This window comes from Mesorhizobium sp. P2_C7 (genome assembly GCF_056404515.1).
On sequence record NZ_JBFUDW010000002.1, the window covers coordinates 378,784 to 403,915 of the forward strand.

24 protein-coding genes are annotated in these 25,132 nt (G+C 64.0%); 12 read left to right on the forward strand and 12 right to left on the reverse strand.

The window, feature by feature from the left end; genetic code table 11:
* Positions 1–108: 108 nt before the first annotated feature.
* Both AC1D2G_RS06790 and ilvD read right to left on the reverse strand, forming a co-directional pair.
* Positions 109–1,401 (reverse strand): amidohydrolase family protein, encoded by a 1,293-nt coding sequence (locus AC1D2G_RS06790; protein ID WP_477304908.1) that lies wholly within the window; start codon positions 1,399–1,401, stop codon positions 109–111.
* A 254-nt stretch (positions 1,402–1,655) separates the two neighbouring features.
* Positions 1,656–3,500: a dihydroxy-acid dehydratase gene (gene ilvD / locus AC1D2G_RS06795; protein ID WP_477412831.1), complete on the reverse strand. Its 1,845-nt coding sequence runs from the start codon at positions 3,498–3,500 to the stop codon at positions 1,656–1,658.
* A 197-nt stretch (positions 3,501–3,697) separates the two neighbouring features.
* Between ilvD and AC1D2G_RS06800 the strand changes: the two genes are divergently transcribed.
* From AC1D2G_RS06800 to AC1D2G_RS06810, 3 genes are all read left to right on the forward strand, one after another.
* Positions 3,698–4,042: an ArsR/SmtB family transcription factor gene (locus tag AC1D2G_RS06800; protein ID WP_095082680.1), complete on the forward strand. Its 345-nt coding sequence runs from the start codon at positions 3,698–3,700 to the stop codon at positions 4,040–4,042.
* Between the two features lie 73 nt (positions 4,043–4,115).
* The gene (locus AC1D2G_RS06805; RefSeq protein ID WP_245331030.1) at positions 4,116–4,643 is read left to right on the forward strand and encodes an SRPBCC family protein; all 528 of its coding nucleotides are present in this window, start codon (positions 4,116–4,118) and stop codon (positions 4,641–4,643) included.
* 39 nt (positions 4,644–4,682) lie between these two features.
* Positions 4,683–5,153, forward strand: a complete 471-nt coding sequence (locus tag AC1D2G_RS06810; RefSeq protein WP_095082685.1) for a VOC family protein — start codon at positions 4,683–4,685, stop codon at positions 5,151–5,153.
* 160 nt (positions 5,154–5,313) lie between these two features.
* Here the strand turns inward: AC1D2G_RS06810 and AC1D2G_RS06815 are convergent, their stop codons facing one another.
* The 3 genes from AC1D2G_RS06815 to AC1D2G_RS06825 form a co-directional block, all read right to left on the reverse strand.
* Positions 5,314–6,906 (reverse strand): peptide chain release factor 3, encoded by a 1,593-nt coding sequence (locus AC1D2G_RS06815; protein ID WP_477412833.1) that lies wholly within the window; start codon positions 6,904–6,906, stop codon positions 5,314–5,316.
* Positions 6,907–7,005: 99 nt separating this feature from the next.
* Positions 7,006–7,935 carry a haloalkane dehalogenase gene (locus tag AC1D2G_RS06820; RefSeq protein WP_477393526.1) on the reverse strand — a complete coding sequence of 310 codons (930 nt, stop codon included), beginning with the start codon at positions 7,933–7,935 and terminating at the stop codon, positions 7,006–7,008.
* Positions 7,932–8,528: a TetR/AcrR family transcriptional regulator gene (locus tag AC1D2G_RS06825; protein ID WP_477412835.1), complete on the reverse strand. Its 597-nt coding sequence runs from the start codon at positions 8,526–8,528 to the stop codon at positions 7,932–7,934. Before AC1D2G_RS06825 ends, AC1D2G_RS06820 begins: the two co-directional genes overlap by 4 nt.
* Before the next feature lie 117 nt (positions 8,529–8,645).
* On the opposite strand from AC1D2G_RS06825, the gene AC1D2G_RS06830 reads away from it, so the two are divergent.
* Positions 8,646–9,719, forward strand: a complete 1,074-nt coding sequence (locus AC1D2G_RS06830) for an NAD(P)/FAD-dependent oxidoreductase (RefSeq protein WP_477412837.1) — start codon at positions 8,646–8,648, stop codon at positions 9,717–9,719.
* Here the strand turns inward: AC1D2G_RS06830 and AC1D2G_RS06835 are convergent.
* From AC1D2G_RS06835 to AC1D2G_RS06845, 3 genes are all read right to left on the reverse strand, one after another.
* Positions 9,713–11,086, reverse strand: coding sequence for an amidase (locus AC1D2G_RS06835; RefSeq protein WP_477412839.1), 1,374 nt, complete (start codon positions 11,084–11,086; stop codon positions 9,713–9,715). The two genes, AC1D2G_RS06830 and AC1D2G_RS06835, sit on opposite strands and share 7 nt — an antisense overlap.
* Before the next feature lie 180 nt (positions 11,087–11,266).
* The gene (locus AC1D2G_RS06840; RefSeq protein WP_477412841.1) at positions 11,267–12,067 is read right to left on the reverse strand and encodes a class II glutamine amidotransferase; all 801 of its coding nucleotides are present in this window, start codon (positions 12,065–12,067) and stop codon (positions 11,267–11,269) included.
* A gap of 15 nt (positions 12,068–12,082) precedes the next feature.
* Positions 12,083–12,331, reverse strand: a complete 249-nt coding sequence (locus tag AC1D2G_RS06845; RefSeq protein ID WP_477412843.1) for a DUF6356 family protein — start codon at positions 12,329–12,331, stop codon at positions 12,083–12,085.
* A 115-nt stretch (positions 12,332–12,446) separates the two neighbouring features.
* Here AC1D2G_RS06845 and AC1D2G_RS06850 point away from each other — a divergent pair, with 115 nt between their 5' ends.
* The 6 genes from AC1D2G_RS06850 (at position 12,447) to AC1D2G_RS06875 (ending at position 17,041) form a co-directional block, all read left to right on the forward strand.
* Positions 12,447–12,917: an Lrp/AsnC family transcriptional regulator gene (locus AC1D2G_RS06850; protein ID WP_477413060.1), complete on the forward strand. Its 471-nt coding sequence runs from the start codon at positions 12,447–12,449 to the stop codon at positions 12,915–12,917.
* Positions 12,918–13,047: 130 nt separating this feature from the next.
* The gene (dut, locus tag AC1D2G_RS06855) at positions 13,048–13,533 is read left to right on the forward strand and encodes a dUTP diphosphatase (protein ID WP_457152760.1); all 486 of its coding nucleotides are present in this window, start codon (positions 13,048–13,050) and stop codon (positions 13,531–13,533) included.
* Positions 13,533–14,195, forward strand: a complete 663-nt coding sequence (locus AC1D2G_RS06860; RefSeq protein ID WP_477412845.1) for an HAD family hydrolase — start codon at positions 13,533–13,535, stop codon at positions 14,193–14,195. Before dut ends, AC1D2G_RS06860 begins: the two co-directional genes overlap by 1 nt.
* A 95-nt stretch (positions 14,196–14,290) precedes the next feature.
* Entirely contained in the window at positions 14,291–15,145 is an 855-nt protein-coding gene (locus AC1D2G_RS06865; protein ID WP_477412847.1) for a hypothetical protein, read from the forward strand.
* Positions 15,146–15,226: 81 nt separating this feature from the next.
* Complete coding sequence (locus AC1D2G_RS06870; protein WP_457150061.1) at positions 15,227–16,030, forward strand: isocitrate lyase/PEP mutase family protein; 804 nt, start codon at positions 15,227–15,229, stop codon at positions 16,028–16,030.
* 12 nt (positions 16,031–16,042) lie between these two features.
* Positions 16,043–17,041: a proline racemase family protein gene (locus AC1D2G_RS06875; protein ID WP_477412849.1), complete on the forward strand. Its 999-nt coding sequence runs from the start codon at positions 16,043–16,045 to the stop codon at positions 17,039–17,041.
* Positions 17,042–17,048: 7 nt separating this feature from the next.
* On the opposite strand, the gene AC1D2G_RS06880 is transcribed toward AC1D2G_RS06875, so the two are convergent.
* Together AC1D2G_RS06880 and AC1D2G_RS06885 are read right to left on the reverse strand one after the other, a co-directional pair.
* Entirely contained in the window at positions 17,049–17,759 is a 711-nt protein-coding gene (locus AC1D2G_RS06880; protein ID WP_477412851.1) for a sulfate transporter family protein, read from the reverse strand.
* Between the two features lie 303 nt (positions 17,760–18,062).
* Positions 18,063–18,947: an EamA family transporter gene (locus tag AC1D2G_RS06885; protein ID WP_477412853.1), complete on the reverse strand. Its 885-nt coding sequence runs from the start codon at positions 18,945–18,947 to the stop codon at positions 18,063–18,065.
* 306 nt (positions 18,948–19,253) lie between these two features.
* On the opposite strand from AC1D2G_RS06885, the gene AC1D2G_RS06890 reads away from it, so the two are divergent.
* Positions 19,254–20,246 (forward strand): adenosine kinase, encoded by a 993-nt coding sequence (locus AC1D2G_RS06890; protein ID WP_477393547.1) that lies wholly within the window; start codon positions 19,254–19,256, stop codon positions 20,244–20,246.
* Positions 20,247–20,639: 393 nt separating this feature from the next.
* Entirely contained in the window at positions 20,640–21,353 is a 714-nt protein-coding gene (locus AC1D2G_RS06895; protein WP_477412855.1) for an antitoxin Xre/MbcA/ParS-like domain-containing protein, read from the forward strand.
* Between the two features lie 31 nt (positions 21,354–21,384).
* Here AC1D2G_RS06895 and AC1D2G_RS06900 read toward each other — a convergent pair whose 3' ends face one another.
* Positions 21,385–22,476 (reverse strand): GGDEF domain-containing protein, encoded by a 1,092-nt coding sequence (locus AC1D2G_RS06900; RefSeq protein WP_477412857.1) that lies wholly within the window; start codon positions 22,474–22,476, stop codon positions 21,385–21,387.
* Positions 22,477–22,724: 248 nt separating this feature from the next.
* Positions 22,725–25,004, reverse strand: coding sequence for an NADP-dependent malic enzyme (locus AC1D2G_RS06905; protein ID WP_477225242.1), 2,280 nt, complete (start codon positions 25,002–25,004; stop codon positions 22,725–22,727).
* Between the last annotated feature and the right edge of the window lie 128 nt (positions 25,005–25,132).

Sequence of the window (25,132 nt, forward strand, 5' to 3'; positions counted from 1 at the left end):
TATCTCTTTGATTTAGAGCCGCGTCGTAGACTGAAGCGCCTGCTTTGACGAGGAGAAATCCGGAAATCCGCAAGGCCAGAACCGGGAATCGGCTGGGTCTGGCCTGTTCTATTGGGCCTGATGCGGCGTCCGGTGCCTGCGGTTCACGAGGCCGGGCCTGCCCGGGATGGACAGCCTGGTGTCCTGCTTCGACCGCTGCGCCACCACCTTGCCCCTGGCGATGACGCACAGGCGTTCGGCGCGCAGGCGCAGGGCTTCGATCGGATTGCCGGCATCCAGGATGACCAGGCTGGCGCGCTTGCCGACCGCCAGGCCCAGATGATCGAGCCCCATGATCGACGCGTTGACATTGGTGACCATGTCGAAGCAGCGGGCCATGTCGGCCGGGCTCGACATCTGGGCAACATGCAGGCCCATGAAGGCGACGTCGAGCATGTCGGCGGTGCCCAGCGAATACCAGGGATCGAGCACGCAATCCTGGCCCCAGCCGACGCGGATGCCCAGCGCCTGCATTTCCTTGACCCGGGTCATACCGCGGCGCTTGGGAAAGGTGTCGTGGCGGCCCTGCAGCATGATGTTGATCAGCGGATTTGGGATCGCCGAAACACCCGCCTCGGCGATCAGCGGCAGCAATTTCGAGACATAGTAGTTGTCCATCGAATGCATCGAGGTGAGATGCGAGCCGGCGACCTTGCCCTGCAGGCCGAGGCGCTGCGTCTCATAGGCAAGCTGTTCGATATGGCGCGACAGCGGGTCGTCGGTCTCGTCGCAGTGCAGGTCGACCATCAGGCCGCGCCCGGCCGCGATTTCGCACAGCTCCGTCACTGAGCGCGTGCCGTCGGCCATGGTGCGCTCGAAATGCGGGATGCCGCCGACGATGTCGACGCCCATGTCGAGTGCGCGGATGGTGTTTTCATGTGCCGTCGGCGAGCGATAAAACCCGTCCTGCGGAAAGGCGACCAATTGCAGGTCGATATACGGGGCGATCGTCTTCTTGACCTCGAGCAGGGCCTCGACCGCCAGCAGCCTGTCGTCGCAGACATCGACGTGGGTGCGGATCGCAAGCAGACCCATCGACACCGCCCAGTCGCAATAGACAAGGGCGCGGTCGCGCACGGCTTCATGCGTCAACAGCGGCTTCAGCTCGCCCCACAACGAGATGCCTTCGAGCAGCGTGCCCGACGCGTTGATGCGCGGTATACCGTAGGAGAGCGTTGCATCCATGTGGAAATGCGGGTCGACGAAGGGCGGCGAGACCAGATTGCCACTGGCGTCGATCGCCGTGCCGGCGGTGACGTCGAGCTTCGGCTCGATCGCCGCGATTGTCTCGCCGACGATGCCGATGTCGGCGACCCTGCCATCAGGCAGCGTGCCGCCGCGAACGATAAGGTCGAAATCCATCCGTCGTCATCCCGCTTGAAGAATCAGCATCCTATCGTGGCGGCAAAAAATCTGCAGCGCTTGTGCCGCCCGCCTGCCGGCACCTTCTCCCCGTATAGTGTCGGGGAAAAGGGAGATGCTGCGGCCTCGCCGCTCTTTGTCAACGCCTACAATTGGCGAAATCGTTGGTGACGGCGCCTTTCTCCCCGTCACTATACGGGGAGAAATGTCCGGCAGGACAATGATGGGCAGCGCCACGCTGATGGAATTCAGCCTTACTCCGGCACGAACCTGACCGCGCCCTTGGCAGCGCTGGTCGCCATCGCGGCGTAGGCGCGCAAGGCTGTCGTCACTTTGCGCTTGCGCTTTTCCTCGGGCTTCCAGGCAGCAATCCCCTTGGCCTCCATCGCCGCCCGGCGGCTGGCAAGTTCAGCGTCGCTGACGGCTAGGCGGATGGTCCGGTTCGGGATGTCGATCTCGACCGTATCGCCCTGCTGCACCAGGCCGATCAAACCGCCCTCGGCGGCTTCCGGCGAGACATGGCCGATCGACAGGCCGGAGGTGCCACCGGAGAAGCGGCCGTCGGTGACCAGCGCGCAGGCCTTGCCCAGGCCCTTCGACTTCAGATAGCTGGTCGGGTAGAGCATTTCCTGCATGCCGGGACCGCCGCGCGGCCCTTCATAGCGGATGACGACGACATCACCGGCCTTGATCTCGTTGGCCAGGATCGCCTTGACGCTGGCGTCCTGGCTTTCGAACACGCGGGCCGGGCCGGTGAACTTCAGGATCGATTCGTCGACGCCGGCGGTCTTCACGATGCAGCCGTCGAGCGCCAGATTGCCCTTCAACACGGCAAGGCCGCCATCCTTGGAGAAGGGGTGCTGGACGGAGCGGATAACGCCTTTCTCGCGGTCGAGGTCGAGGTCGTCCCAGCGGCGGTCCTGGCTGAAGGCAACCTGCGTCGGCACGCCGCCAGGCGCGGCGAGGAAGAAATCGCGCACGCTTTGGCTGGTCGAGCGCGAAATGTCCCAATGGTCGAGCGCTTCACCCAGCGTGCGCGTGTGCACGGTCGGCAGGTCGCGGTTGATCAAGCCGGCATTGTCGAGCTGGCCGAGGATCGCCATGATGCCGCCGGCGCGGTGGACGTCTTCCATGTGCACATCCGCCTTGGCGGGAGCCACCTTGCACAGCACGGGCACCTTGCGTGACAGCGCGTCGATATCGTCCTGATCGAAGTTGATCTCGCCTTCATGCGCGGCGGCCAGGATGTGCAGCACGGTGTTGGTCGAGCCGCCCATGGCGATGTCGAGCGTCATGGCGTTTTCGAAGGCACCCTTGGAGGCGATGTTGCGCGGCAAGGCGGTTTCGTCGTCCTGCTCGTAATAGCGCTGGGCGAGATCGACGATCAGGTGGCCGGCTTCGACGAACAGGCGCTTGCGGTCGGCATGCGTGGCCAGCGTCGAGCCGTTGCCCGGCAGCGACAGGCCAAGCGCCTCGGTCAAACAATTCATCGAATTGGCGGTGAACATGCCCGAGCAGGAACCGCAGGTCGGGCAGGCCGAACGTTCGATGACCTTGACGTCCTCGTCGGAGATCTTGTCGTCGGCGGCCGCCACCATGGCGTCGACCAGGTCGAGCGCCTGCGTCTTGCCGGCCAGCACCACCTTGCCGGCTTCCATCGGTCCGCCGGAGACGAAGACGGTCGGGATGTTGAGGCGTAGGCTGGCCATCAGCATGCCGGGCGTGATCTTGTCGCAATTGGAGATGCAGACCATGGCGTCGGCGCAGTGCGCGTTGACCATGTATTCGACGGAATCGGCGATGAGCTCGCGCGACGGCAGCGAATAGAGCATGCCGTCATGGCCCATGGCGATGCCATCATCGACGGCGATGGTGTTGAATTCCTTGGCGACGCCACCGGCCTTCTCGATCTCGCGCGCGACCAGTTGGCCGAGGTCCTTCAGGTGGACATGGCCCGGCACGAACTGGGTGAAGGAGTTGACCACCGCGATGATCGGTTTGCCGAAATCGGAATCCTTCATGCCGGTGGCGCGCCAGAGGCCGCGAGCGCCGGCCATGTTGCGGCCATGGGTGGTGGTGCGGGAGCGATAGGCAGGCATGAATTTTCCTTGGCTGGCTTGCTGCGCTCCATGCGGAGCGTGGCGGCGCTGAATTCGGACCGCAGGCCTTATAGACGCGCAAGCCTGGTCTGGCCACAATTTTGCAATGCGCCACGAAATCCGGATGTGAGGTTGACGAGCGGTGTTCGCCTGTATATAGCCAATTAGGTATATACCCATTTGGCTATGGATACCCGATGAACCAGCTGGACGCCACTTTTGCCGCACTCGCCGATCCGACGCGCCGCGCCATTCTTGCCCGGCTCATCCAGGGCGAAGCATCCGTGATGGAACTCGCCGAGCCTTTCGCGATGAGCCAGCCCTCGATTTCCAAGCACCTCAAGGTGCTGGAAAACGCCGGATTGATTTCACGCGGCCGCGACGCACAGCGCCGGCCGTGCCGGCTCGAAGCAAAACCGCTGGCAGAGGCCAATGACTGGCTGGAGCGTTATCGAAGGATCTGGGAAGGCAACTTCCAGCGCCTCGACGCGTTGCTCGGCGCGATGAAGGCCGAGAAAGCCCCCGACAGTACCGACCAATAGCGCGAAAACATCGCGGCGTGTGTCGGATCACCGGCCTGTCGCACGTCCTTTGGCAAACATGAGGAGGATCATCATGAGCACCACAACCTTGCCCGGTTCGACCGTCGCCACACTGACGGTGACCACGCCCAGCGACCGCGAGGTGCAGATCACCCGCATCTTCGATGCGTCGCGGCCGATGGTCTTCGACTGCTGGACGATACCGGAGTTGCTGAAGGGCTGGCTGCACGGCCCCGATGGCTGGCGGCTGGCGGTCTGCGAAATTGACCTCAGGGTTGGCGGCGCCACACGCTACGTCTGGCAGCACCGCGATGGCCGCAGCATGGGCATGAGCGGCGCCTATCGCGAAATCGTGCGTCCAGCCAGGATCGTCGCCACCGAATTGTTCGACGAGGACTGGACCGGTGGCGAAACCATCGGGACGGTGGTCTTCACCGAACAGAGCGGGAAGACGCTTCTGACGCAGACGGTGCTCTACGCTTCGCAAGCGGCCCGCGACGGCGCGCTCGGCACCGGCATGACCCGCGGCATGGGCGAGAGCTATGCCCAGCTCGACGCTTATCTCGCTTCACTTCAGGACGCTGCCAAAGGCGCCGCCTGACGCTTCCTTCATCCCCCAAGAGAAACGAGGAGTAAGACCATGCAAAAGATCACCACCTTCCTGTGGTTCGACGGACAGGCCGAGGAGGCCATGAACCATTACATGTCCGTCTTCAAGAATTCGAAGGAGCTGAGCGTGACGCGTTGGCCCAAGGGTCACGCTGATGAGGGCAAGGTGCTGGTGGCCTCGTTCGAACTCGACGGCGTCCCGTTCCTGGCGCTCAACGGCGGACCACAATACAAGTTCACCGAGGCGATCTCACTATCGATCGACTGCAAGACGCAGGAAGAAGTCGATCATTTCTGGACCAGGCTCACAGAGGGTGGCGGCGAACCAGGACCCTGTGGCTGGCTGAAGGACAAGTTCGGTGTTTCCTGGCAGGTCGTGCCGGAACAACTGCCGCGCCTGCTGCAGGATCCGGACAGGGCCAAGGCCGGCCGGGCGATGAATGCGATGATGCAGATGGGCAAGATCGACATCGCCAAGATCGAAGAAGCAGCCAGAGGGTGAGCGGACTTCCCCTTCTCCCCCTTGTGGGAGAAGGTGGATCGGCACGCAGCGCCGAGACGGATGAGGGGTGTTCCAGCGGAGTGAGACCTTGGCGTTCCCTGGAACCATCCGTCGCCTTCGGCGACACCTTCTCCCACAAGGGAGAAGGCAAGATGGCGCATCAAGCCGCCTTGTCGCGAACCTGATAGTCCTTGATCGTGGCGAAGCGGATCGCCTTCCAGCGTTCCGCTTCGTAGTTCAGCGAGAAGGCGTGCTGGGCGAGGAACACCGGATCATTGTCGAGGTCGCGGGCGATGTCGCCGCGATGTGCCTCGATGAAACGCAAAACCTCGGCCTTTTCCTCGGCCGATATCCAGCGGCAGACCGAAAAGCGTGACATCTCGAACTCGACCGGGAGCGTGTATTCGAAGTTCAACCGCTCCTTCAGGACGTCGAGCTGCAGCGCGCCGACGACGCCGACGATGGCCGGCGAGCCATCCTCGGGCGAGAACAATTGCACGACGCCCTCCTCGGCCATCTGGTGCAGCGCTTCCTTGAGCTTCTTGGCCTTCATCGCGTCACCCAAGCGGACGCGGCGCAGGATTTCCGGGGCGAAGTTGGGCACGCCTCGGAACAGAATTTCCTCGCCCTCGGTCAGCGTATCGCCGATGCGCAGCGTGCCATGGTTGGGGATGCCGACGACGTCGCCGGCAAACGCCTCGTCGGCGGTGACGCGGGTGCGGGCAAAGAAGAACTGCGGCGCCGACAGGCTCATCGGCTTTCCGGTACGCACCAGCTTGGCCTTCATGCCGCGCTCGAGCTTGCCCGAGCAGACGCGGACGAAGGCGATGCGGTCGCGGTGGTTGGGATCCATGTTGGCCTGGATCTTGAAGACGAAGGACGTCATCTTGTCCTCGGTCGCCTCGACCTTGCGGGCATCGGCCTCCTGCGCGCGCGGCGGCGGCCCAAAGGCGCCAAGCGCCTCGATCAGGTCGCGGACGCCATAATTGCGCAGCGCCGAGCCGAAATAAACCGGCGTCAGATGGCCCTCGCGAAAGGCGTCGATGTCGAGCGGACGGCAGGCTTCGCGCGCCAGTTCCAGCTCCTCGATGAAGGCCTCGCGCTCGTTCTCCGGCAACAGGCCGGCGACGCGGTTGGAATCGGGACCGTTGACCGGCGTGCGTTCCTTCTCGTCGTCACCCTTGCGCACCGCATTCAGCGCCAGGTGATAGGTGCCGGAAAACGTCTTGCCGCGACCGATCGGCCAGGTGATCGGTGCGGTATCCAGCGCCAGCTTCTGTTCGATCTCGTCCAAAATCTCAAACGGATCGCGGCTTTCGCGGTCCATCTTGTTGACGAAGGTGATGATCGGAATGTCGCGCAGCCGGCAAACCTCGAACAGTTTCAGCGTGCGCGGCTCGATGCCCTTGGCGGCGTCGATGACCATGACGGCGCTGTCGACCGCCGACAGCGTGCGGTAGGTGTCGTCGGCGAAATCCTCGTGGCCGGGCGTGTCGAGCAGGTTGAAGACATTGTCCTCGTATTCGAACGTCATCACCGAAGTGACGACCGAAATGCCGCGCTCGCGCTCGATCTTCATCCAGTCGGAGCGGGTCTGGATCCTATCCTTCTTGGCCTTGACCTCGCCGGCAAGCTGAATGGCGCCGCCGAACAGCAGCAGCTTTTCGGTGAGCGTTGTCTTGCCGGCGTCCGGGTGAGCGATGATCGCGAAGGTGCGGCGGCGCGCCACTTCTTCTTCTATTGCTTCAGGCATTCTTCAGGATTTCCGTGTGACAGGCCGGGCTTCTAGCAGCGCAGTGCCGGGCTGTCGACCGGTCCGGCGGCGCTGACGCCGCCGGCTGGCGTGGCGCGCTCAGGCCAACTCGGCCATGTGGCTCGCCGGAACGATCTCTGGAAGCCAGCCGGCAATGGCCTCGCCTATCGCGTCGGCATGGTCTTCCTGCAGATAGTGCGCGCCGGGTCCGAGATTGATGAACCGGCAGTTCTTCAGCCCGGCGGCGAATTCGCCTGCGGCTTGCGGCGAAACAAGCGCACCTGGATCGCCGGCGAACAGCAGTTTCGGATAGGTGGAAAGCCGCAGCGCCCGATGGTCGTGCTCGCTGATGGCGGCGACGTCGGCAGGCTGACCCTCGATCGGCAATTCCCTGGGCAGGCGCAGCACCGGCTTGCGCGATCGCGGTGTCGGGAACGGCGCCCGGTAAGCCGTCATCTCCTCGTCGCTCATTGTGCGCAACACCGAGGCCGGCAGCACTTTCTCGACGAAGACATTATCTTCCAGAACCAGCTTTTCGCCGACATCCGGCGTGCGCAGCGCCTTGAACAGTTCGCGCGCCTGCGGACGCTGGTGAAAATCCTCCCAACACTCGAAGGGCCGGATGAATTCCATGAAGGCGAGGCCGAGAATGTTGCGCGGCCGCCGCGCCGCGAGATGGAAGGCAAGTGCCGTGCCCCAGTCCTGCGCGACAATCACCATTTCCCTGATGTCGAGCGCATCGAGGAAGGCGTCGAGATAGCGCACATGATCGAAGAAGCGATAATCGATATCGGGCTTGCCGGACTGGCCGTAACCGATCAGGTCCGGTGCGATGCAGCGCCCTAGCGGCGCGACTTGCGGGATGATGTTGCGCCAGATGTGGGATGAGGTCGGATTGCCATGCAGGAACAGCACGGTCGGACCGGCCGCACCGGCCTCGACATAGGACATGGTCGAATCAAGCACGGCGATTTCCTCGCGCCGCAGCGCGGTGGAGCCGGATTGCGGCTTGTCGGCATTCAAACTCATTGGGTCGGCTCCTTTGCAAAGACTGTGCTGAAGATGATTTTCTTGAAGCGCTCGAGCGGCGCCGGGCTGCGCTCGACCTTCATGCGCAGCATGGCGCCTTGCCAGGACGACAGCAGGAAGTCGGCGAGGTCGTCGGCATCGAAAGCCCGGGGGATGTCGCCGGCCGCCTGGCCCTCGGCGATGCAGGCCGCGAATGGCTGGCGCCAGCGCTCGAAGATGGCGACAAGCCGCAGGCGCAGCGGTTCGCTGTGCACTGCGGTTTCGAGGCTGAGATTGCCGATCATGCAGCCGCGCGCCCAGTCATGCGCTTCGAGCTTCGAGGTGATGACATCGAGGTAGCGACGCAGCCTGCCGACGGGCGGCGTCCCGTCCTGCGCAAGGGCTGCTTGGACCAGGCCGCTGACATAGGTGAAATAGCGGTCGAGCACCTCCCCGACAAACTCCTCCTTGGAGGCGAAATGGTTGGTGAACGAACCCGGCCGGGCATCGGCCGCGGCAACAATGTCGCGCACGCCGGCGGCGGCATAGCCTGAATTCCATATGGTCCGGAAACCAGCGTCGAGGAGTTTTTCGCGGAGTGATTGTCTACCCATGATGAAATAATACGTACGTACGTATTTATGTCAAGTGACGTATTTGGTGTTGGCAAGCGACCATGGGGATGGCACTGGAATCAGTGCCCTCATGGGTCACGAGGCAGAGGAGCAAGCATGACTGCGGCGAAACAAGTGATCGTTATCGGCGCCGGCATCATCGGTGCCTCCATCGCCTGGCATCTGAGCAGAGCGGGGGCGCAGGTGACGGTTATTGCCGACGGCGGCCCCGGCGGCGTAGCGACGCCGAACTCGTTTGCCTGGATCAATGCCAGCTGGGGCAATCCGCAGCCATATTTCCGGCTGCGCACCCGCGCCATGGCCGAATGGACGCGGCTGGCGCGGGACCTGCCCGAAATTCCGCTCAGCTGGTGCGGCGGCCTGTGCTGGGATTTGTCGGCGGCCGCAATGGAAACCTACGCGGCCCAGCACTCCGCCTGGGGCTACGGTATCAAGCGCGTTGACCGCGCCGGCGTCGCGCGCCTCGAGCCCAATCTCGCCGAGCTGCCGGATGTCGCCTTGCATGTCGCCGAAGAGGGTGTCGCCGAACCGGTGGCAGCCACCAAGGCGCTGCTGGCGGACGCCGAACGGCGCGGCGCGCGGATCATATCCAGCACGGTGACGGCGCTGGTCCAGACCGGCGGCCAGATCACCGGCGTGGACACATCGCATGGCCTGATAGCCGCCGACGAGGTGGTGATCGCGGCGGGCGTCGGGTCACCGCCTATCGCCGCGACGGCCGGGATCAACCTGCCGATCGAGACACCGCCCGGGCTGATCGTCCATTCGCGGCCTTATGCAAAACTGCTCAACGGGCTGGTGCTGGCCGAGCGGCTACACATGCGCCAGACGGCGGAGGGCCGCATCATCGCCGGCTCGGATTTTGGCGGTGCCGACCCTGGCATGGATGCCGAAATCACCGCCCGCGACCTGTTTGCGGCCCTGAAAGCCATGCTGCACGGCGGCGACGCACTGGAGCTGGATTTCCATACCGTCGGTTATCGGCCGACGCCGATCGACGGTTTTCCGATCATCGGCCGCGCCGAGGGCATGGACGGCCTCTACGTCGCGGTCATGCATTCGGGCATCACGCTGGCGCCGGCTGTCGGCCTGTTCGCCGCCCGCGAAATCCTCGACGGCGAGCGCGACCCGCTGCTGGCGCCCTACGGGCTGTCGCGCTTCGCTCAATAGCCGGGCGGTCGACTGAAGCCGCCGGTCAATGGCTCGATTGCCTTGGCGATGCCGAGCAGCCGCGACTCCGACCAACGTTTGCCGACCAGTTGCAGGCCGATCGGCAGACCGTAGCGGTCCTGTCCGCACGGCAGCGAAAGTGCCGGATGGCCGCTGTAGTTGAACACGGCGCCATAGGCCGGCAGCATCCAGTAGCTCTGCTCTTTGCCGTCGACCTGGATCGGTGCGCCCGGCTCGCAATGCGGGAAGGCCGTCGTCATGGCGACGGGGCAAAGCAGCGCATCCCAGGTTTCGAAGAACTGGTCCCAGGCGAGAATGGATTTGTCGCGGCAGGCGAGCGCCTCGAACCAGCGCGAGACCGGTGTCGGCTCCCCCGGCGGCTCCGGCTGCGCGGCCTCCATCATCATGCCGATCAGCGCGCCGCCTTGCTTGAGATCGTCGTGCAGGTCGAGTTTTGGAAGTTTCGCTTCCTCGACGGTCGCCCCTGCCGATTGCAGCCGCCTTGCCAGACTTTCGACCGCGGCGCTGATCTCGCTGGCCACTGGCAACCCTGGAAAGGTCGGTGCGAAGGCGATGCGCAATGTCTTGGGGTCAAGCATCGGCATGCCCTCGATCGGCACCGGCGCAAGATCGGTGTCGTTTCCGTCGGGGCCGGCAATGATTTGATAGATCAAGGCCAGATCTTCCACGCTGCGCGCGAGCGGGCCGAGACATGACATCAGCCGCACGCTGCGCGCGGCGCTGCCCGGATCGGGGAAGGCTCCGGCCAGCGAGATGCGATGCTCGGTTGGTTTGAGGCCATAGACACCGCAGAAGGCGGCGGGCAACCGGATCGAAGCCTGCATGTCGGTGCCGACATCGAACGGCGTCATCCCTGAACAAAGCGCCGCCGCCGCGCCGCCGCTGGAGCCGCCGGCGGTGCGCTGGAGGTTCCATGGATTGCCGGTGCGGCCGAACAGCGGATTGTTCGACTGCCAGTCGCCCAGCATGGTCGCGACATTGGTCTTGGCCATCAGCACCCCGCCGGCCGCCTTCAGCCTGGCAACGACCGGGCTGTCCCGCTTGGCGACATAATCGGCGAAAGCGGGAAAACCGACCGTGGTCTTCATTCCTGCTGTCTCGTGCATGTCCTTCAGCGTGAACGGCACGCCATGCAGCGGCCCAAGCGCCTCGCCGCGCGCTTGAGCCGTGTCCGCGTTTTTGGCGCGCTCGCGGGCGCCTTCCCGGTCGAGCGAGATGACGGCGTTGACGGCCCCATTGCGGCTGTCGATCTGCGTCAGATATGCGTCGAGCGCCTCGACAGCCGAGACTTTTCGAGTGGCGATCGCGGCGGCCAGTGCGACGGTTGTGGAAAAGGCGATGTCCATGATCAATGCTCCGGCTTGGCCGCGCGTGTCTGGATCAAGATGGCCGACAGCGACGCGACTTCAAGCGGAGTTGAGCATTGGAGGATCGGCTGCGCTTGATCGGAATTGCACCGATAGGTTTTGTTGGGTCGGCGCTCTACGGCGTCCCCCTCTGTCCCGCGACGCTGCCGCAATTTGTAACTAGACGGCCAGTGCGAGCCTGGCCGATGCGGGAGCAAAGGGACGGATGGCGATACCATCCCTGGTCATGGTGACGAAGCTCGATGGCGGGATCGCCTGCCAGTCGCCGCCCTCGCGATCGAACGGCTCGGAAACAATGCAGCGGCCGCCGCCTTTGCGGAAATCGGAGGTGTAGAGCGTCGGGGCGTGACCGTCGGTGGCATAGCGCACAGCATGCAGCGCCTGCCCGTCCGAGAAGGCGGCGGTGAGTTTCAGCGCGGGCTCGAGGCCGGCCCGGCGCGAGGCTTCAAGCACGCGGCTGGTGGCGCGCGAGACGGCGCCTTGCGGATCGGCGGCCAATCCTTCGTCGATCATCAGGAGGAAAAACAATTCGGAATCGGTGGTGCCTTCGCGCTGGTCGAAGACGGCGTCGGACAGCGAGTTTTCCAGCGCCCGGCGGATCTTCTCGAAACCGCCGATCTGGCCGTTGTGCATGAACGACCAACGGTCCGAAATGAAGGGATGGCAGTTCATGCGGCTGGTGGCGCCGCCGGTCGAGGCCCGCACATGCGCCAGGAACAGGCCCGACCTGATCTGCCGGCACAGGCTCTTCAGATTGGGGTCGGACCATGCCGGCAGGATATCGCGATAGAGGCCCGGCTCCGGCCGGTCGCCATACCAGGCAAGGCCAAAGCCATCGCCATTGGTCGGCGATTTCGCTTCCTGGGCACAATGGCTCTGGGCAATCAGCGAGTGACAGGGCGCCGTGAGGATGTCTTCGAGAAAAACCGCTTCACCGAGATAGGCCGCCCACCGGCACATCGCTTCTCTCGTCCTCTAGGCACGATCCATGAGAGCGGCTGGCTCCTTGGTCCCGTGCGAGCCTCTGTTGTGCGTCCGCTCGTAAAGCTCGCGGACGATTCGGCTGGCGGTAGTCTCGAACAGAAATGGCAAGAAAGCGTGAACGAGCGCGGCACCCGTCGCCATCAGCAACCGCGACGAGAACCAGGTGGCAAAGGCCATATGACCGAAATAGGTTTCACCGACCTTGGCCGGATGAGAGGTGAAGATCGTTGCGAGCGACATGCTGTTCCCCTTTCAGCGCTTGGTGTTCCTGATATGAGTATCTTGACACGCTTCGCCGGTTCATTGGTCTCAAAATGTCCTTGTATTTGGGCACTCCATGGGACAAACATCCCACATGGTGCTGGAAATCGACGAAATCGACCGAAAATTGCTCACCGAACTGCAACGCGACGGCACGCTGTCGGTCGACCAGCTGTCGGAACGGGTGGCTTTGTCGCGCAATGCCTGCTGGCGCCGGGTGAAGCGACTTGAGGAGGATGGCATCATCACCGGCCGCGTGGCGCTGGTCGATGCCGAAAAGCTCGGGCTTGGCCTCTCGGTGTTCGTCCTGATCCGCACGTCCAACCACGACCCGGACTGGCTGCAGAAGTTCCGGGCGGCGGTGACCGGCTTTCCCGAGATCACCGGCGTCTATCGCATGTCGGGCGACCTCGACTACGTGCTGCGCGCCCGGGTCGCCGACGTGAAGGCCTATGACCGGCTCTACCAGCGGCTGATCGCCAAGGTGGCGCTGTCGGACGTTTCGGCCTCCTTCGTGATGGAGGAGATCAAGGAGACCACCGTGGTTCCAATGGAACTGCGCTAGGTCCGCTCGGATTCAGGTGATGTCGGACTGACCTGGATGCCGGAGGCCATAGTGATGCCCGAAAGAAAGCCGTTGATAGCGCTAGACCTGAGTTGACTGAATCGTCGTTCGCGCCGATAGGATCGATTTTATGCGCGCAGCCCTTCAAAATCCCTCCGTCATCGGTCCGACCGTCGGCTTCGTCAGGTTGCCGCATGGTGAAGGACTTCCCCTCCCTGCCTATGAAAGCCCCGGTGCGGCCGGCATGGATCTGCGCGCAGCGGTGGCCGACGACCGGCCGCTGCTGATCCTGCCTGGAAAACGCGCCCTGGTGCCGACCGGGCTGATCCTGGAAATTCCCGAAGGCATGGAAGGCCAGGTCCGGCCACGCTCCGGCCTTGCTTTCAAACATGGTCTTACCGTCCTCAACACGCCCGGCACCATCGACAGCGACTATCGCGGCGAGGTGAAGGTGCTGCTGATCAATCTCGGCGACGAGGATTTCGCGGTGACGCGCGGCATGCGCATCGCCCAGATCGTTTTCGCGGCGGTGACGCAGGCCGCCGTGGAAGAGCGCAGCCTGGCTGGCGGCACGGCGCGAGGCTCGGGCGGGTTCGGATCGACCGGCACCGCCTGATGCCCGAACTGCCAAAACTCGTCATCTTCGACTGCGACGGGATCCTGGTCGATACAGAGAACCTCGCCAATCGACGCCTCGCCGAATGGCTTGTTACCGCCGGCTATCCGACGAGCTTCGAATATTGCCGCAAGCATTTCTCCGGCCGCAGCATGGCGTCGGTGCAAAAACAGATTGAAGAGGAGACCAGCGTCCGGCTCGGCGCCGATTTCGTCGACCGCTGGAATGCCGGCCTGCCGGACCTGTTCGCCCACGGGGTCGAGGCGATCCCTTACGTCCGCGAGTTTGTCGAAGCCGTGGGCTCAGCCGGCATCGCCTATTGCGTCGCCACCTCGGCCCGGGTGTCGAAGATGCACATCACACTCGGCCAGACCGGGCTGTTGTCGCTGTTCGAACACGCGATGTTCAGCTCGACCATGGTCGCGCGCGGCAAGCCATTCCCCGACCTGTTCCTGCATGCGGCCAAGACGATGGGCTTCGCGCCCGCCGACTGCGTCGTCATCGAGGACAGCGTCGCCGGCACGCAAGCCGGCATTGCCGCCGGCATGCGGGTGTTTTCCTATCATGGCGACCCCTATTCCGACCGCGACGGCCTGATCCAGGCCGGCGGCATCCTGTTCAACGACATGCGCGAGCTGGCCGGGCTGGTGCCGATCCACTGACCTGCCCGCCACCGATCCGCCGGGTTTGACGGACGGATTGGACGTCCCGGACCGCTATGCTACGTTCCGCGCGCCCGACAGACCAAGGCGCGCCTATGACAACGAACCTGCTTCGCTTCATCCTCGCCTTGACGCTGCTGCCATTTCTCTGGACAGCCGCCGGCGCGCAAGCCGTCAGCTTCCCGGAACTCGGCAGCGCGCTGCCCGGCCACCAGGACGTCACCTATCTCGACCTGGCGAGGATGGTCATCCCCGATCTCGCCGTGGACAAGGACGGCTTCTACAAGGGTGGGCTGCCGATCGACATGCGCCACATCGAGGGACCTGACAGCGGCGGTTCGCCGCCCGAGACATCGGGCTTTTCAAATGCCGCGGTGCTGGCCATCAAGGCTGGAGGCAAGGACCGGCTGACTATGCTGTTCGACCTCGGCGATTCTCCCGACAGTGCCGAAGGCTATGCGGTGCTGGCGCTGTACGACACTTCGGCCAAGCCAAAGCTGCTCGACGCCGTCAATGTCGCGGTCGACCGTGGCACCTATTTCCGCGAACCAGGCAAGCTTTCCGTCAGCGCCAACGATGACATCCTCATCACCATGAGCGCGCATTTCAATTCGAACCAGAACTATGTGGCCACGCCGCTGATCATGATTCGCGGCGACAAGTTCGAACTGATCGACATGATCTATACGTTCGATGAAAACCTGTGCAGCTACAGCCGCAAGCAGGACGTGGCCTTCCAGGCCATCGCCGACGACCGGCCTTTTGCCGCCATCAAGGTGACGGTGACCGATGCCACGGTGCCGAACGGCGAAAGCTGCGATGACGCGCCGCCCATGGCTGCGTCGCAGGACATTTCCGTCACCTACCACTGGGACACCAAGGCCTCGCACTACGCCAAGGATTCCGACGCGCTGGAAAAATTGGCAGGAGAGAACGCCAAACGCTTCTGAACCAATGGCATTCGTTTGCCCGGCCAGGGAGGGCAGGATAAAATCCTTTCCGCCACGCCGCACATGATGGGGGGAATTACCATGGACAAGGGCAAGATCTTTCGTGACCTGCATGCCTCGACCTTCGTCATGCCCAATCCCTGGGATGTCGGCACGACGAAGCTGCTGGATTCTTTCGGCTTCAAGGCGCTGGCGACGACCAGCGCCGGCTTTGCCTTTTCGCGCGGCCTGCCGGACGGCGCCGTGACCTTCGAGGCGATGATCCATCATTGCCGCGACGTGACGGCGGCGACCAGCCTGCCGGTCTCGGCCGATCTCGAGAGAGGCAAGGGCGACAGCGCCGAGCGTGCCGCCGAAACCATCTTCGCGGCCGAAGCGGCAGGCCTTGCCGGCTGCTCGATCGAGGACCACACCGGCGATCCGGACAAGCCGATCTATGATTTCTCGCACGCCGTCGAGCGCGTCGCGGCCGCCGTGGAGGCGGCGCGGGCGTTGAAGCGTGATTTCGTCTTCACCGCGCGGGCCGAGAACTTCCTGTGGGGCAGGTCCGATCTCGACGACACCATCAAGCGGCTGCAGGCCTTCGAGAAGGCCGGCGCCGATGTGCTCTATGCGCCAGGCATCGGCGATATAGAGATGGTGCGCACGATCTGCTCTGCGGTCAGCAAGCCGGTCAACGTCATGGCGAGGCCCGGCTTCACCGTCGCCGATCTCGCCACGGCCGGCGTCAAGCGCATTTCGCTCGGGCCGTGGTTGACCAATTTCGCCTATGGCATGCTGGAAACGGCGGCACGCGAGATCCAGCAGGACGGCACGTTCGGCTTCACCCGCGCCGCCATGCCGTTCGGCAAATTGCAGGCCTTGTTTGGCAAATCCCCAGATTAAGAGGCCTGTCGCATGACGCTGACTGTCGTCGACATGCATACGGGCGGCGAGCCGCTCAGGATCGTTACCGGCGGCTACCCGGATATCCCGAATGGCACCATCCTGGAAAAGCGCGCCTATGTGCGCGACCATCTCGATCATTTGCGCAAGATTTTGATGTTCGAGCCGCGCGGCCATTATGACATGTATGGCGCCTTGCTGGTCGAGCCGGATCTGCCCGGCGCCGACCTCGCCGTGCTGTTCATGCACAATGAAGGCTATTCGACCATGTGCGGCCACGCCATCGTCGCACTCGGCCGCTACGCCGTCGACGAAGGGCTGGTGACGAAACGCGAGCCTGTGACGACCGTCAACATCGAGGCACCGTGCGGGTTGGTCGTCGCTTCGGTGGAGGTCAGGGATGGCAAGGCCGGTGCTGTCTCGTTCGAAAGCGTTCCGGCATTCCTGTTCGCACGAAACCAGGCGATCGAGCTACAAGCCTATGGCACGATCGGCTTCGACATCGCCTATGGCGGCGCCTTCTACGCGCTGGCCGACTGTCACCAGTTCGGTCTGGAATTCGGCCGCGATCGGGTGCGCGATTTCGTCGATGCGGCGACCGCGCTGACCAACAGGCTCAAGGCCGAGCTGCCGCTGTCGCATCCCGACCATGCCGACCTTGCCTTCCTTTATGGCACCATCCTGACCGATGGCCGCGACGCGTTTTCCGGCGACGTGACCAAGAACGTCTGCGTCTTTGCCGAGGCCGAGGTCGACCGCTCGCCGACCGGCTCCGGCGTCACCGCCCGGCTGGCGGCGATGCATGCCAAGGGCGAGATCGACATCGGGCAGACGCGCACATTCGAAAGCATCGCCGGCTCGCGCTTTTCCGGGGCCGTGGTGCGGACGGCGACGGCTGGCCCGCACGAAGCAATCATCGCCCGCGTCGGCGGCCGCGCCTACTATTCCGGGCGAGCAGAATTCGTCGTCGAAGCCGATGATGAGTTGGGGCGCGGATTCCTGTTGCGCTGAACAGAGCTCACCCCCGCGAGACGCGAGACGCTTCCCGTCCGCCAATCGCCTTGTGCAGATGCACCATCATGGCGGCGGCAAAAAGCGGCGTCACCAGGTTGAGCAGCGGCACGGCGAGGAAGGCTGATATGACCAGCCCGGCGAGGAACACCGTGCCGGCATAGTGCCTACGCAAGGCCCTGGCCTCTTCTTCCGGGCGAAAGCGCATGGCGGCGAATTCGAAGAACTCACGCCCGAGCAGATAGCCGTTGACGATGAAGAAGGCGGCAATGTTGACGCCCGGCACCAGAAGGAGCAGCAGGGCGACGATGTTGCCGAGGATAACGACGCCCAGGAACCTGGCTGACAAGACCAGCGAGCGCAGCGCCGGCATGGCGCGTCCGGCCGGGTCGCCGGGATAATCGGTGCGTTCGACGACTTCCGCGATGTCGTCGAGGAACAGGCCGGCGACAATCGCCGTGACCGGGGCGATGAGCAACGCCATGCCGAAGGCAAGAGCGATGGCGGCGATGATGCCGCCCAGCCAGCCGGCCCAGGACGGCATGCCGGGCAACAGCGTTTGGAGCCACGGCAGGGCCAGCCACTCGATGAGGCTGGTGAGGCCGAACCACAAGGCCACCAACGCCAGCAAGGTCAGCCCGAGCGTCTTGATGAACACAGACCGAAACGGAGGTGAAAGCAGCTCAATGGCTGCTGAGCGGGCAGCGTCGAAAATCACCGTGCTTCAACCTCACCTCGAACGGGTCCTCGGAAATAGGCGACGCGCCCGCTTGTCACAAGCGCGGATCGCTTTCGGGCCGAGGTAATTGTTTCAGGTTTCGAACTCGCCCCACTCCCTTCCGGAGGTGGGCGCTGCCCCTCACCTGCCTGCCGGCATCCTCTCCCCGTATAGTGACGGGGAGAGGGGCCCTCTCGTCTATGGTTTCGCCAATTCCCAAAGTCGCAAGAAAGACGCCAAGGTTGCGGCCAGCCCCTTCTCCCCGCCACAAGTCGGAGACTATCTTCGAAGCGATTGCCCTGCCTATCGCGCGAGCGCCGGCTTTCGAACCGGGATGGTCATGGCTGCGACGCCGGCGACGACAAAACCCATTCCCAGCCATGCTGTCGGGCCAAGGCTTTCGCCGAGGAAGACGGCGCCGATGCCGACGCCGATCGGCACGCGCAGATAGGCTTGCGAGGTGGTGCCGACCGAGCCGAGCGTGTGGATGAGGCGGAAATAGATGACAAAGGCCAGCGCGGTCGAAAACACCGACAGGCCGAGCAAGGCCAGGATCGACGCCGTCGATGGCGCGAGCGTCCATGGCTGGTCGACCATCACGCTGAGCGGCACCAGGATGATGGCGCCGCACAGCATCGAACCGGCGGCGGGCAGCATTGGGTCGAGGCCCTTGAAGCCACGGCCGAAGATCGCCGCACCGGCATAGCAGATCGTCGCCGCGACGATTGCCAACTGGGCCCAGAGCTCATGACCGAGACCACCCAACGCCTCGGTGCCGATGATGAGGCAGATGCCGGCAATGCCGGCGCCGACACCAATCAGTTTGCGAAACGTGACCGGCTCGTGGCGGGTGATGAGCGCGGTCAGCAGGAAGGTGAAGATCGGCGAGGTCGCGTTGAGGATGGTGGCGAGACCGGCGTCAACCGAGCGCTCGGCGGCTGCGATCAGCGTGAACGGCACGACGCTGTTGAGACATGCCTGGAAGGCGAAGCGGCGCCAGCTTGCAGCATCGCCCGGCATGGCGAGCCCGCGCCAGCGTATGATGGCGAAGAGGATTCCGCCGGCAATCAGTGTGCGCGCGGCAATGAACGTGACCGGCGGGATCGTCTCGACTCCGATCTTGATGAAGGTATAGGAGGCGCCCCAAAGCACCGCCAGCACGGCGAGCAGCGTCAGGTCGGTGGTCATATCGTTGCTTGTCGGCCTGTTTTTTGTAGGCATGGGGGTGGCTCGCCTTAGAAAAATGATCGGCTGGCCAGGCTTGTAAGCAGCGCCGCGACGAAATGCTTCGGCCACGGTCGAATTGTCATAGCGCCTCGTCGCGGAGGCGCACCTGATTTGCAAGAACCGCGGCTCCGCGCCTTCCTCTGCAAGGGAACGGTCATCGCCGCCACGCCGGCAACGACAGAAAATCGGTTGCCAATTTTCGGAGTCTTGCTGTAGACCCGCCCGGGCATGGCAAGAAGCCGGCTCGGGTTTTTGGCGGAGACATTGATGCCGGATTATGACGTGCTTTGCATCGGCAATGCCATTGTCGACATCATCGCCCAGTGCGACGAGGACTTCCTCGAGACCAACGGCATCATCAAGGGCGCGATGAACCTCATCGACACCCAGCGCGCCGAACTGCTCTACAGCCGCATGGGCCCGGCCATCGAAGCGTCCGGCGGCAGCGCCGGCAACACGGCGGCCGGCGTCGCCAGCTTCGGCGGCCGCGCCGCCTTCTTCGGCAAGGTTTCGAACGATGCGCTGGGCCAAATCTACGCGCACGACATCCATGCGCAGGGCGTCGCCTTCGATACTAGGCCGCTCAAGGGCGAGCCACCGACGGCGCGCTCGATGATCTTCGTCACCCCCGACGGCGAGCGCTCGATGAACACCTATCTCGGCGCCGCCATCGAACTCGGGCCGGAGGATGTCGAGGCCGACAAGGCTTCCGGCGCCAAGGTCACCTATTTCGAGGGCTATCTGTGGGACCCGCCGCGGGCCAAGGAAGCGATCCGGCAGACGGCCAAGCTGGCGCACGCGGCAGGCCGCGAAGTGTCGATGACACTCTCCGATTCGTTCTGCGTCGATCGCTACCGCGACGAGTTCCTCGACCTGATGCGCTCGGGCACCGTCGACATCGTCTTTGCCAACAGCCACGAGATCAAGTCGCTCTACCAGACATCGTCGTTCGACGAGGCGCTGGCGCAGATCCGCAAGGATTGCCGGATCGCCGCCGTGACGCGCTCGGAAAAAGGCTCGGTCATCGTGCGCGGCGACGAGACCGTGCTCATCCAGGCGACCGCGATCAAGGAACTGGTCGACACGACGGGCGCCGGCGACCTCTATGCCGCCGGTTTCCTGCACGGCTACACGCAAGGCCGCGACCTCAAGGCCTGCGGCGACCTTGGCTCACTGGCGGCCGGATTGGTGATCCAGCAGATCGGCCCACGCCCGCGCCAGAACCTGCGCCGCGAGGCTGAGCAGGCCGGGTTGCTGTAGGTTAGGTTTTCCCTTCTCCCCTTGTGGGAGAAGGTGGACGAGCGAAGCTCGGCCGGATGAGGGGTGTTCCAGCTTGGTACTGGCAACACTCCGTCCAACACCCCTCAACCGTCTTGGCGCTGCGCGCCAATCCACCTTCTCCCACAAGGGGAGAAGGGAAGGCCGACCGCCTCTCACCGTCGCGCGGTTGTCATACATCCCTCCTACACGCAATCGAGGCGACCTGGGACTGACATTTCGGGACGCCTGCAGTCAGTTGGGGTGTCATAAAATGCAAGACAGCATGCTGTCGGGCCGCTGCATCTGTTGCCGCCGCGAACTCCGCTCTCCGCTGTAGCCGTTCAACAATCGGCCGCAGCTGTGGGAGGAGCGCCCGGCCCAAGAGACAGATGCATGAACAGATTTCAAATCCAGGCAACCAGCATCAAGCAGGACGACTTCGCGGAGATGGTCGCGGAGGACGTCGAACGTGCGCTTGCCCACTATGACGAGGCCATCAACAGACCCACCATGGTCTCGGTCGGCAAGATCGCCGGCAGCATAGCTTCCGCCGTCACCTTGCTGTCGCCGAAGCATCAGCGTGCCATCGACGCCATCCATGCCGACCTTCCCGGCCTCGCATCGAAATTCGTACGCGCGCTGGCGGCGGAAGCCGCGCGCCGCAGCGAGGCGGGCACAGGCGGCGCGACGGGGCTGCCGCCGGCATCCCCCGCGGATATCGATGGACCTGCTTCCCCACCGCCGCGCGCCGACGACCTCGAATCGATGCTGATCGAGGACTGGGCCGGCCGCGTCGCCGGATCGACCTATCTGGAAGAGAACATGCGCATCGCCCGCTCGACCCTGCATCGCTGGCAAAGGCGGGGTGAGGTCATCGCTCTGCGCAAGGGCGGCCGCAAGCATGTCTTCCCGCTGGCGCAGTTCGTCGACGGCAGGCCGGTGGCGGGCATCCATGACGTGCTGTCCCTGATCAGCAATCCCAGGCTGGCCTGGCTGTGGCTGACCCGCCCCTCGGCACAGCTCGACGGCCGCGTTCCGATCGACCTGCTCCGGCAGGATCAGATCGAGCAGGTCGTCGAGGCCGCACGCGTGTTCGCGCCGGCTTGACCGCTTCGGTGCACGCCCTTGATAGACGTGCCTAGGCAGTCCTGCGGATTGAGGGACGAGGCGCGGACGATGGCTGTTGCGGTGCCATTTCCGTGGCGGTGACCAACCGGTTGCGGCCGCTCTTTTTTCCGATGTACATCAGCCGGTCGGCGAGCGCGACCAGTGCTTCGGAATCGGCGGCTTCCGCCGGATACATGGCCACGCCGACGGTGCAGCCGACCTGGATGGCGCCATTCGGCGTGGGAACCTTGATCTGCAGCCTTTCCAGGATGCGTTCGGCAACGCGCACGGCCTTGTGCTGTGCCAGATCGGCGGCGCCCGAGAACAGGAAGGCGAACTCGTCACCGCCAAGCCGGGCAACGAAATCGGCGCTGCGAAGGATCGAGCGAAGCTGGCTCGATACGCGCTGCAGCAGCGCATCGCCGGCCTCATGGCCGAGCGTGTCATTGACTTCCTTGAAGCGGTCGAGGTCGATGAACAAAAGACCGGCGGCCTCACCGGTGGCGCCGCAGCGGGCGACCACCGATTTGAGCTCGTTGTGGAAGGCACGCCGGTTGGGCAGGTCCGTCAACAGATCGTGGTTGGCGGAATGGTCGCTCTGCTGCTTGGCCAGTTCGATCTCGCGCTTTTGCGCGGACAGCTCCTCGTTGGCGGTCTTCAGATCCAGCAGCAGCTGGGAATTGAGGTCCTCGACAACCTTGCGGTCACTGATGTCGACGACGAAGCCTTCGAGGAATTCGAGTTCGCCGGCGTCGTCCCAGACACCGCCGCCGATCTCGCGGACCCAAAGCGGTTCGCCGGCCCTCGGCACGATGCGGTAGTCGACATTCCAGTTGCAGCGCGCTTCGAGCGCGGCGTCGACGGCGGCATAGACCGAGGCGAGGTCGTCCGGATGGATGGCCGAAACGTAGTCGCGCACGGCGTTGTGCACGAAATCCGTTGGCGGATAGCCGCTGACGGTGAGAACGCCGTCGCTGATGTAGAGCATGGTGTAGGACGCATCGTTGCGGCAGCGGTAGAGGTAGCCGTCCATGCGGCCGGTGATGCTGAGCAGCGCATCCAGGCGCTCGTCGTGATAGGCTCGCTCGCCGACCACGGATGCGGGAATCGTATCGTGCTTCACGGCTGCAAATCCATGATTGTCACCACCCCGGTCTGTCCAAAATGCCCCTCTGGCACATCGATGACAGCTCTCTGGTATAACAACCGGATATTATCAATATCTTATGGATCGCAGCGATTTTCCCATAAATTCGGCTTGAATCGCGGGATTCCTGCGATTGCACACATTCAGGTGGAGTGGTGCGGCCCTCGACCAGGGCCTGGGCCTAGCATCACTCGAAAGGCGTTCACGGGGCTTTCGTCCGCCGCTCAAGCCCCCGCTGTATACGCCGCGATCGCCGCCATGTTGACGATGTCTGAATCCTTTGCGTTGAGCGAAACGATCTGCACCGGCTTGTTGAGGCCGACGAGCAGCGGGCCGATCACCGTCGAGCCACCGAGTTCCTGCAGCATCTTGGTCGAGATCGAGGCCGAGTGGAACGCCGGCATGATCAGGACATTGGCCGGGCCGGTGAGGCGGATGAACGGATACTGCGACATGGCCCGCGCATTGAGCGCGACGTCGGCGGCCATCTCGCCGTCATATTCGAAATCGACCCGGCGCTTGTCGAGGATGCGCACGGCTTCCTGGACGCGCTCGGAGCGTTCGCCCTGCGGATGCCCGAAGGTCGAATAGGCGAGCATGGCGAGCCTGGGCTCGTAGCCCATGCGGCGGGCAAAGCCTGCCGCCTCCTCGGCGATGTCGGCGATCTGCTCGGCGTTCGGCATGTCGTGCACGGCGGTGTCGGCGACCAGCACGGTCCTGCCTCGCGCCAGCACGATCGACACGCCGATGACGCGGTGGCCGGGCTTGGCGTCGATGACGCGGCGGATGTCGTCGAGCGCCGTCGAATAGTTGCGGGTCACACCGGTGACGATGCCGTCGGCATCGCCCAGCGCCACCATGCAGGCGGCGAAGTGGTTGCGGTCGTTGTTGATCAGCCGCTGGCAGTCGCGGAACAGGAAGCCCTTCCGCTGCATGCGCTCGTAGAGGTAGTCGGTGTAGATGCCGTTGCGGCGCGACAGCCGGGCATTGATGATCTCGATGCCTTGCTTGTTGAGGTCGATGCCGGCGTGCTTGGCGTTCTCCTTGATGACGTCGTCGCGGCCGAGCAGGATGGCGGTGCCGAGCCGCTGGTTCACATAGGAGACGGCGGCGCGCATCACCTGCTCCTCCTCGCCCTCGGCGAAGACGATGCGCTTGGGCTGGCGGCGCACGCGGTCGTAGATGCGCTGCAAGGTCGAGGCGATCGGGTCGCGGCGGGCGGACAGCTCCTGCGCGTAGCGGTCGAGATCGAGGATCGGCTTGCGGGCGACGCCGGAATCCATCGCCGCCTTGGCGACCGCGATCGGGATGGCCGAGATCAGGCGCGGGTCGAACGGCACCGGGATGATATAGTTGGGGCCGAATTTCGGCCGGTTGCCCTGATAGGCTGCAGCGACGTCGTCGGGCACATCCTGGCGCGCCAGCGCTGCCAGTGCCTGGGCGGCGGCGATCTTCATGTCGTCGTTGATGGTGGTGGCCCGCACATCCAGCGCGCCACGGAAGATGTAGGGAAAGCCTAGCACATTGTTGACCTGGTTCGGATAGTCCGAACGCCCGGTCGCCATGATGGCGTCGGTGCGGATCTCGGCGACTTCTTCTGGCGTGATTTCCGGGTCGGGATTGGCCATGGCGAAGATGATCGGGTTCTTGGCCATCGACTGCACCATGGCGGTGGTCAGCGCGCCTTTGGCGGAGAGGCCGAGGAAGACGTCGGCACCGTCGAGCGCCTCGGCGAGGCTGCGCGCCTCGGTCTTCACCGCATGTCCAGACTTCCACTGGTTCATGCCTTCGGTACGGCCCTGGAAGACGACGCCCTTGGTGTCGCACAGGATGATGTTTTCGGGCGCGAAGCCCATCGCCTTCATCAACTCGATGCAGGCGATGCCGGCGGCGCCAGCGCCGTTGCAGACCATCTTCGTCGTCTTCATGTCGCGGCCGGTGATCTCCAGCGCGTTGATCAGGCCGGCGGCCGAGATGATGGCGGTGCCGTGCTGGTCGTCATGGAAGACCGGGATGTCCATCAGTTCGCGCAGGCGCTGCTCGATGATGAAACACTCCGGCGCCTTGATGTCTTCAAGGTTGATGCCGCCGAAGGAGGGGCCGAGGAAGCGCACGCAGTTGATGAACTCGTCGGCGTCCTCGGTGTCGACCTCGAGGTCGATGGAATCGACATCGGCGAAGCGCTTGAACAGCACCGCCTTGCCTTCCATGACCGGCTTGGAGGCCAGCGCGCCGAGATTGCCGAGGCCAAGGATGGCGGTGCCGTTGGAGATGACGGCGACCATGTTGCCGCGCGTCGTGTAGTCGAAGGCGCGGCTGGGGTCCTCGGCGATGGCCAGAACAGGTACCGCGACGCCTGGCGAATAGGCGAGGCTCAAATCGCGCTGCGTCGCCATCGGCTTGGTGGCGACAACCTCCAGCTTGCCGGGGCGGCCCATGGCGTGGAATTCGAGCGCTTCCTGCGCACTGACGGACGGACCGTTGTTCTCGGTTTTTTTGGCCATGATGCTTTTGATTTCCTCGCCGGTGCAGCACCTCCTTGAGGCGGGTGCTTTGTGAGGTTCCGAATTAAGACCACGCACCGCCGCGTGTAAACCATCAGTGTTCGGGAATCGCGGCTGGTGCTGGCGAT

What these genes read in the sequence shown, in the direction of transcription:
- AC1D2G_RS06790 (WP_477304908.1), bottom strand. Translation starts at nt 1,401, where the DNA reads ATGGATTTCGACCTTATCGTTCGCGGCGGCACGCTGCCTGATGGCAGG.
- ilvD (WP_477412831.1), bottom strand. Translation starts at nt 3,500, where the DNA reads ATGCCTGCCTATCGCTCCCGCACCACCACCCATGGCCGCAACATGGCC.
- AC1D2G_RS06800 (WP_095082680.1), top strand. Translation starts at nt 3,698, where the DNA reads ATGAACCAGCTGGACGCCACTTTTGCCGCACTCGCCGATCCGACGCGC.
- AC1D2G_RS06805 (WP_245331030.1), top strand. Translation starts at nt 4,116, where the DNA reads ATGAGCACCACAACCTTGCCCGGTTCGACCGTCGCCACACTGACGGTG.
- AC1D2G_RS06810 (WP_095082685.1), top strand. Translation starts at nt 4,683, where the DNA reads ATGCAAAAGATCACCACCTTCCTGTGGTTCGACGGACAGGCCGAGGAG.
- AC1D2G_RS06815 (WP_477412833.1), bottom strand. Translation starts at nt 6,906, where the DNA reads ATGCCTGAAGCAATAGAAGAAGAAGTGGCGCGCCGCCGCACCTTCGCG.
- AC1D2G_RS06820 (WP_477393526.1), bottom strand. Translation starts at nt 7,935, where the DNA reads ATGAGTTTGAATGCCGACAAGCCGCAATCCGGCTCCACCGCGCTGCGG.
- AC1D2G_RS06825 (WP_477412835.1), bottom strand. Translation starts at nt 8,528, where the DNA reads ATGGGTAGACAATCACTCCGCGAAAAACTCCTCGACGCTGGTTTCCGG.
- AC1D2G_RS06830 (WP_477412837.1), top strand. Translation starts at nt 8,646, where the DNA reads ATGACTGCGGCGAAACAAGTGATCGTTATCGGCGCCGGCATCATCGGT.
- AC1D2G_RS06835 (WP_477412839.1), bottom strand. Translation starts at nt 11,086, where the DNA reads ATGGACATCGCCTTTTCCACAACCGTCGCACTGGCCGCCGCGATCGCC.
- AC1D2G_RS06840 (WP_477412841.1), bottom strand. Translation starts at nt 12,067, where the DNA reads ATGTGCCGGTGGGCGGCCTATCTCGGTGAAGCGGTTTTTCTCGAAGAC.
- AC1D2G_RS06845 (WP_477412843.1), bottom strand. Translation starts at nt 12,331, where the DNA reads ATGTCGCTCGCAACGATCTTCACCTCTCATCCGGCCAAGGTCGGTGAA.
- AC1D2G_RS06850 (WP_477413060.1), top strand. Translation starts at nt 12,447, where the DNA reads ATGGTGCTGGAAATCGACGAAATCGACCGAAAATTGCTCACCGAACTG.
- dut (WP_457152760.1), top strand. Translation starts at nt 13,048, where the DNA reads ATGCGCGCAGCCCTTCAAAATCCCTCCGTCATCGGTCCGACCGTCGGC.
- AC1D2G_RS06860 (WP_477412845.1), top strand. Translation starts at nt 13,533, where the DNA reads ATGCCCGAACTGCCAAAACTCGTCATCTTCGACTGCGACGGGATCCTG.
- AC1D2G_RS06865 (WP_477412847.1), top strand. Translation starts at nt 14,291, where the DNA reads ATGACAACGAACCTGCTTCGCTTCATCCTCGCCTTGACGCTGCTGCCA.
- AC1D2G_RS06870 (WP_457150061.1), top strand. Translation starts at nt 15,227, where the DNA reads ATGGACAAGGGCAAGATCTTTCGTGACCTGCATGCCTCGACCTTCGTC.
- AC1D2G_RS06875 (WP_477412849.1), top strand. Translation starts at nt 16,043, where the DNA reads ATGACGCTGACTGTCGTCGACATGCATACGGGCGGCGAGCCGCTCAGG.
- AC1D2G_RS06885 (WP_477412853.1), bottom strand. Translation starts at nt 18,947, where the DNA reads ATGACCACCGACCTGACGCTGCTCGCCGTGCTGGCGGTGCTTTGGGGC.
- AC1D2G_RS06890 (WP_477393547.1), top strand. Translation starts at nt 19,254, where the DNA reads ATGCCGGATTATGACGTGCTTTGCATCGGCAATGCCATTGTCGACATC.
- AC1D2G_RS06895 (WP_477412855.1), top strand. Translation starts at nt 20,640, where the DNA reads ATGAACAGATTTCAAATCCAGGCAACCAGCATCAAGCAGGACGACTTC.
- AC1D2G_RS06905 (WP_477225242.1), bottom strand. Translation starts at nt 25,004, where the DNA reads ATGGCCAAAAAAACCGAGAACAACGGTCCGTCCGTCAGTGCGCAGGAA.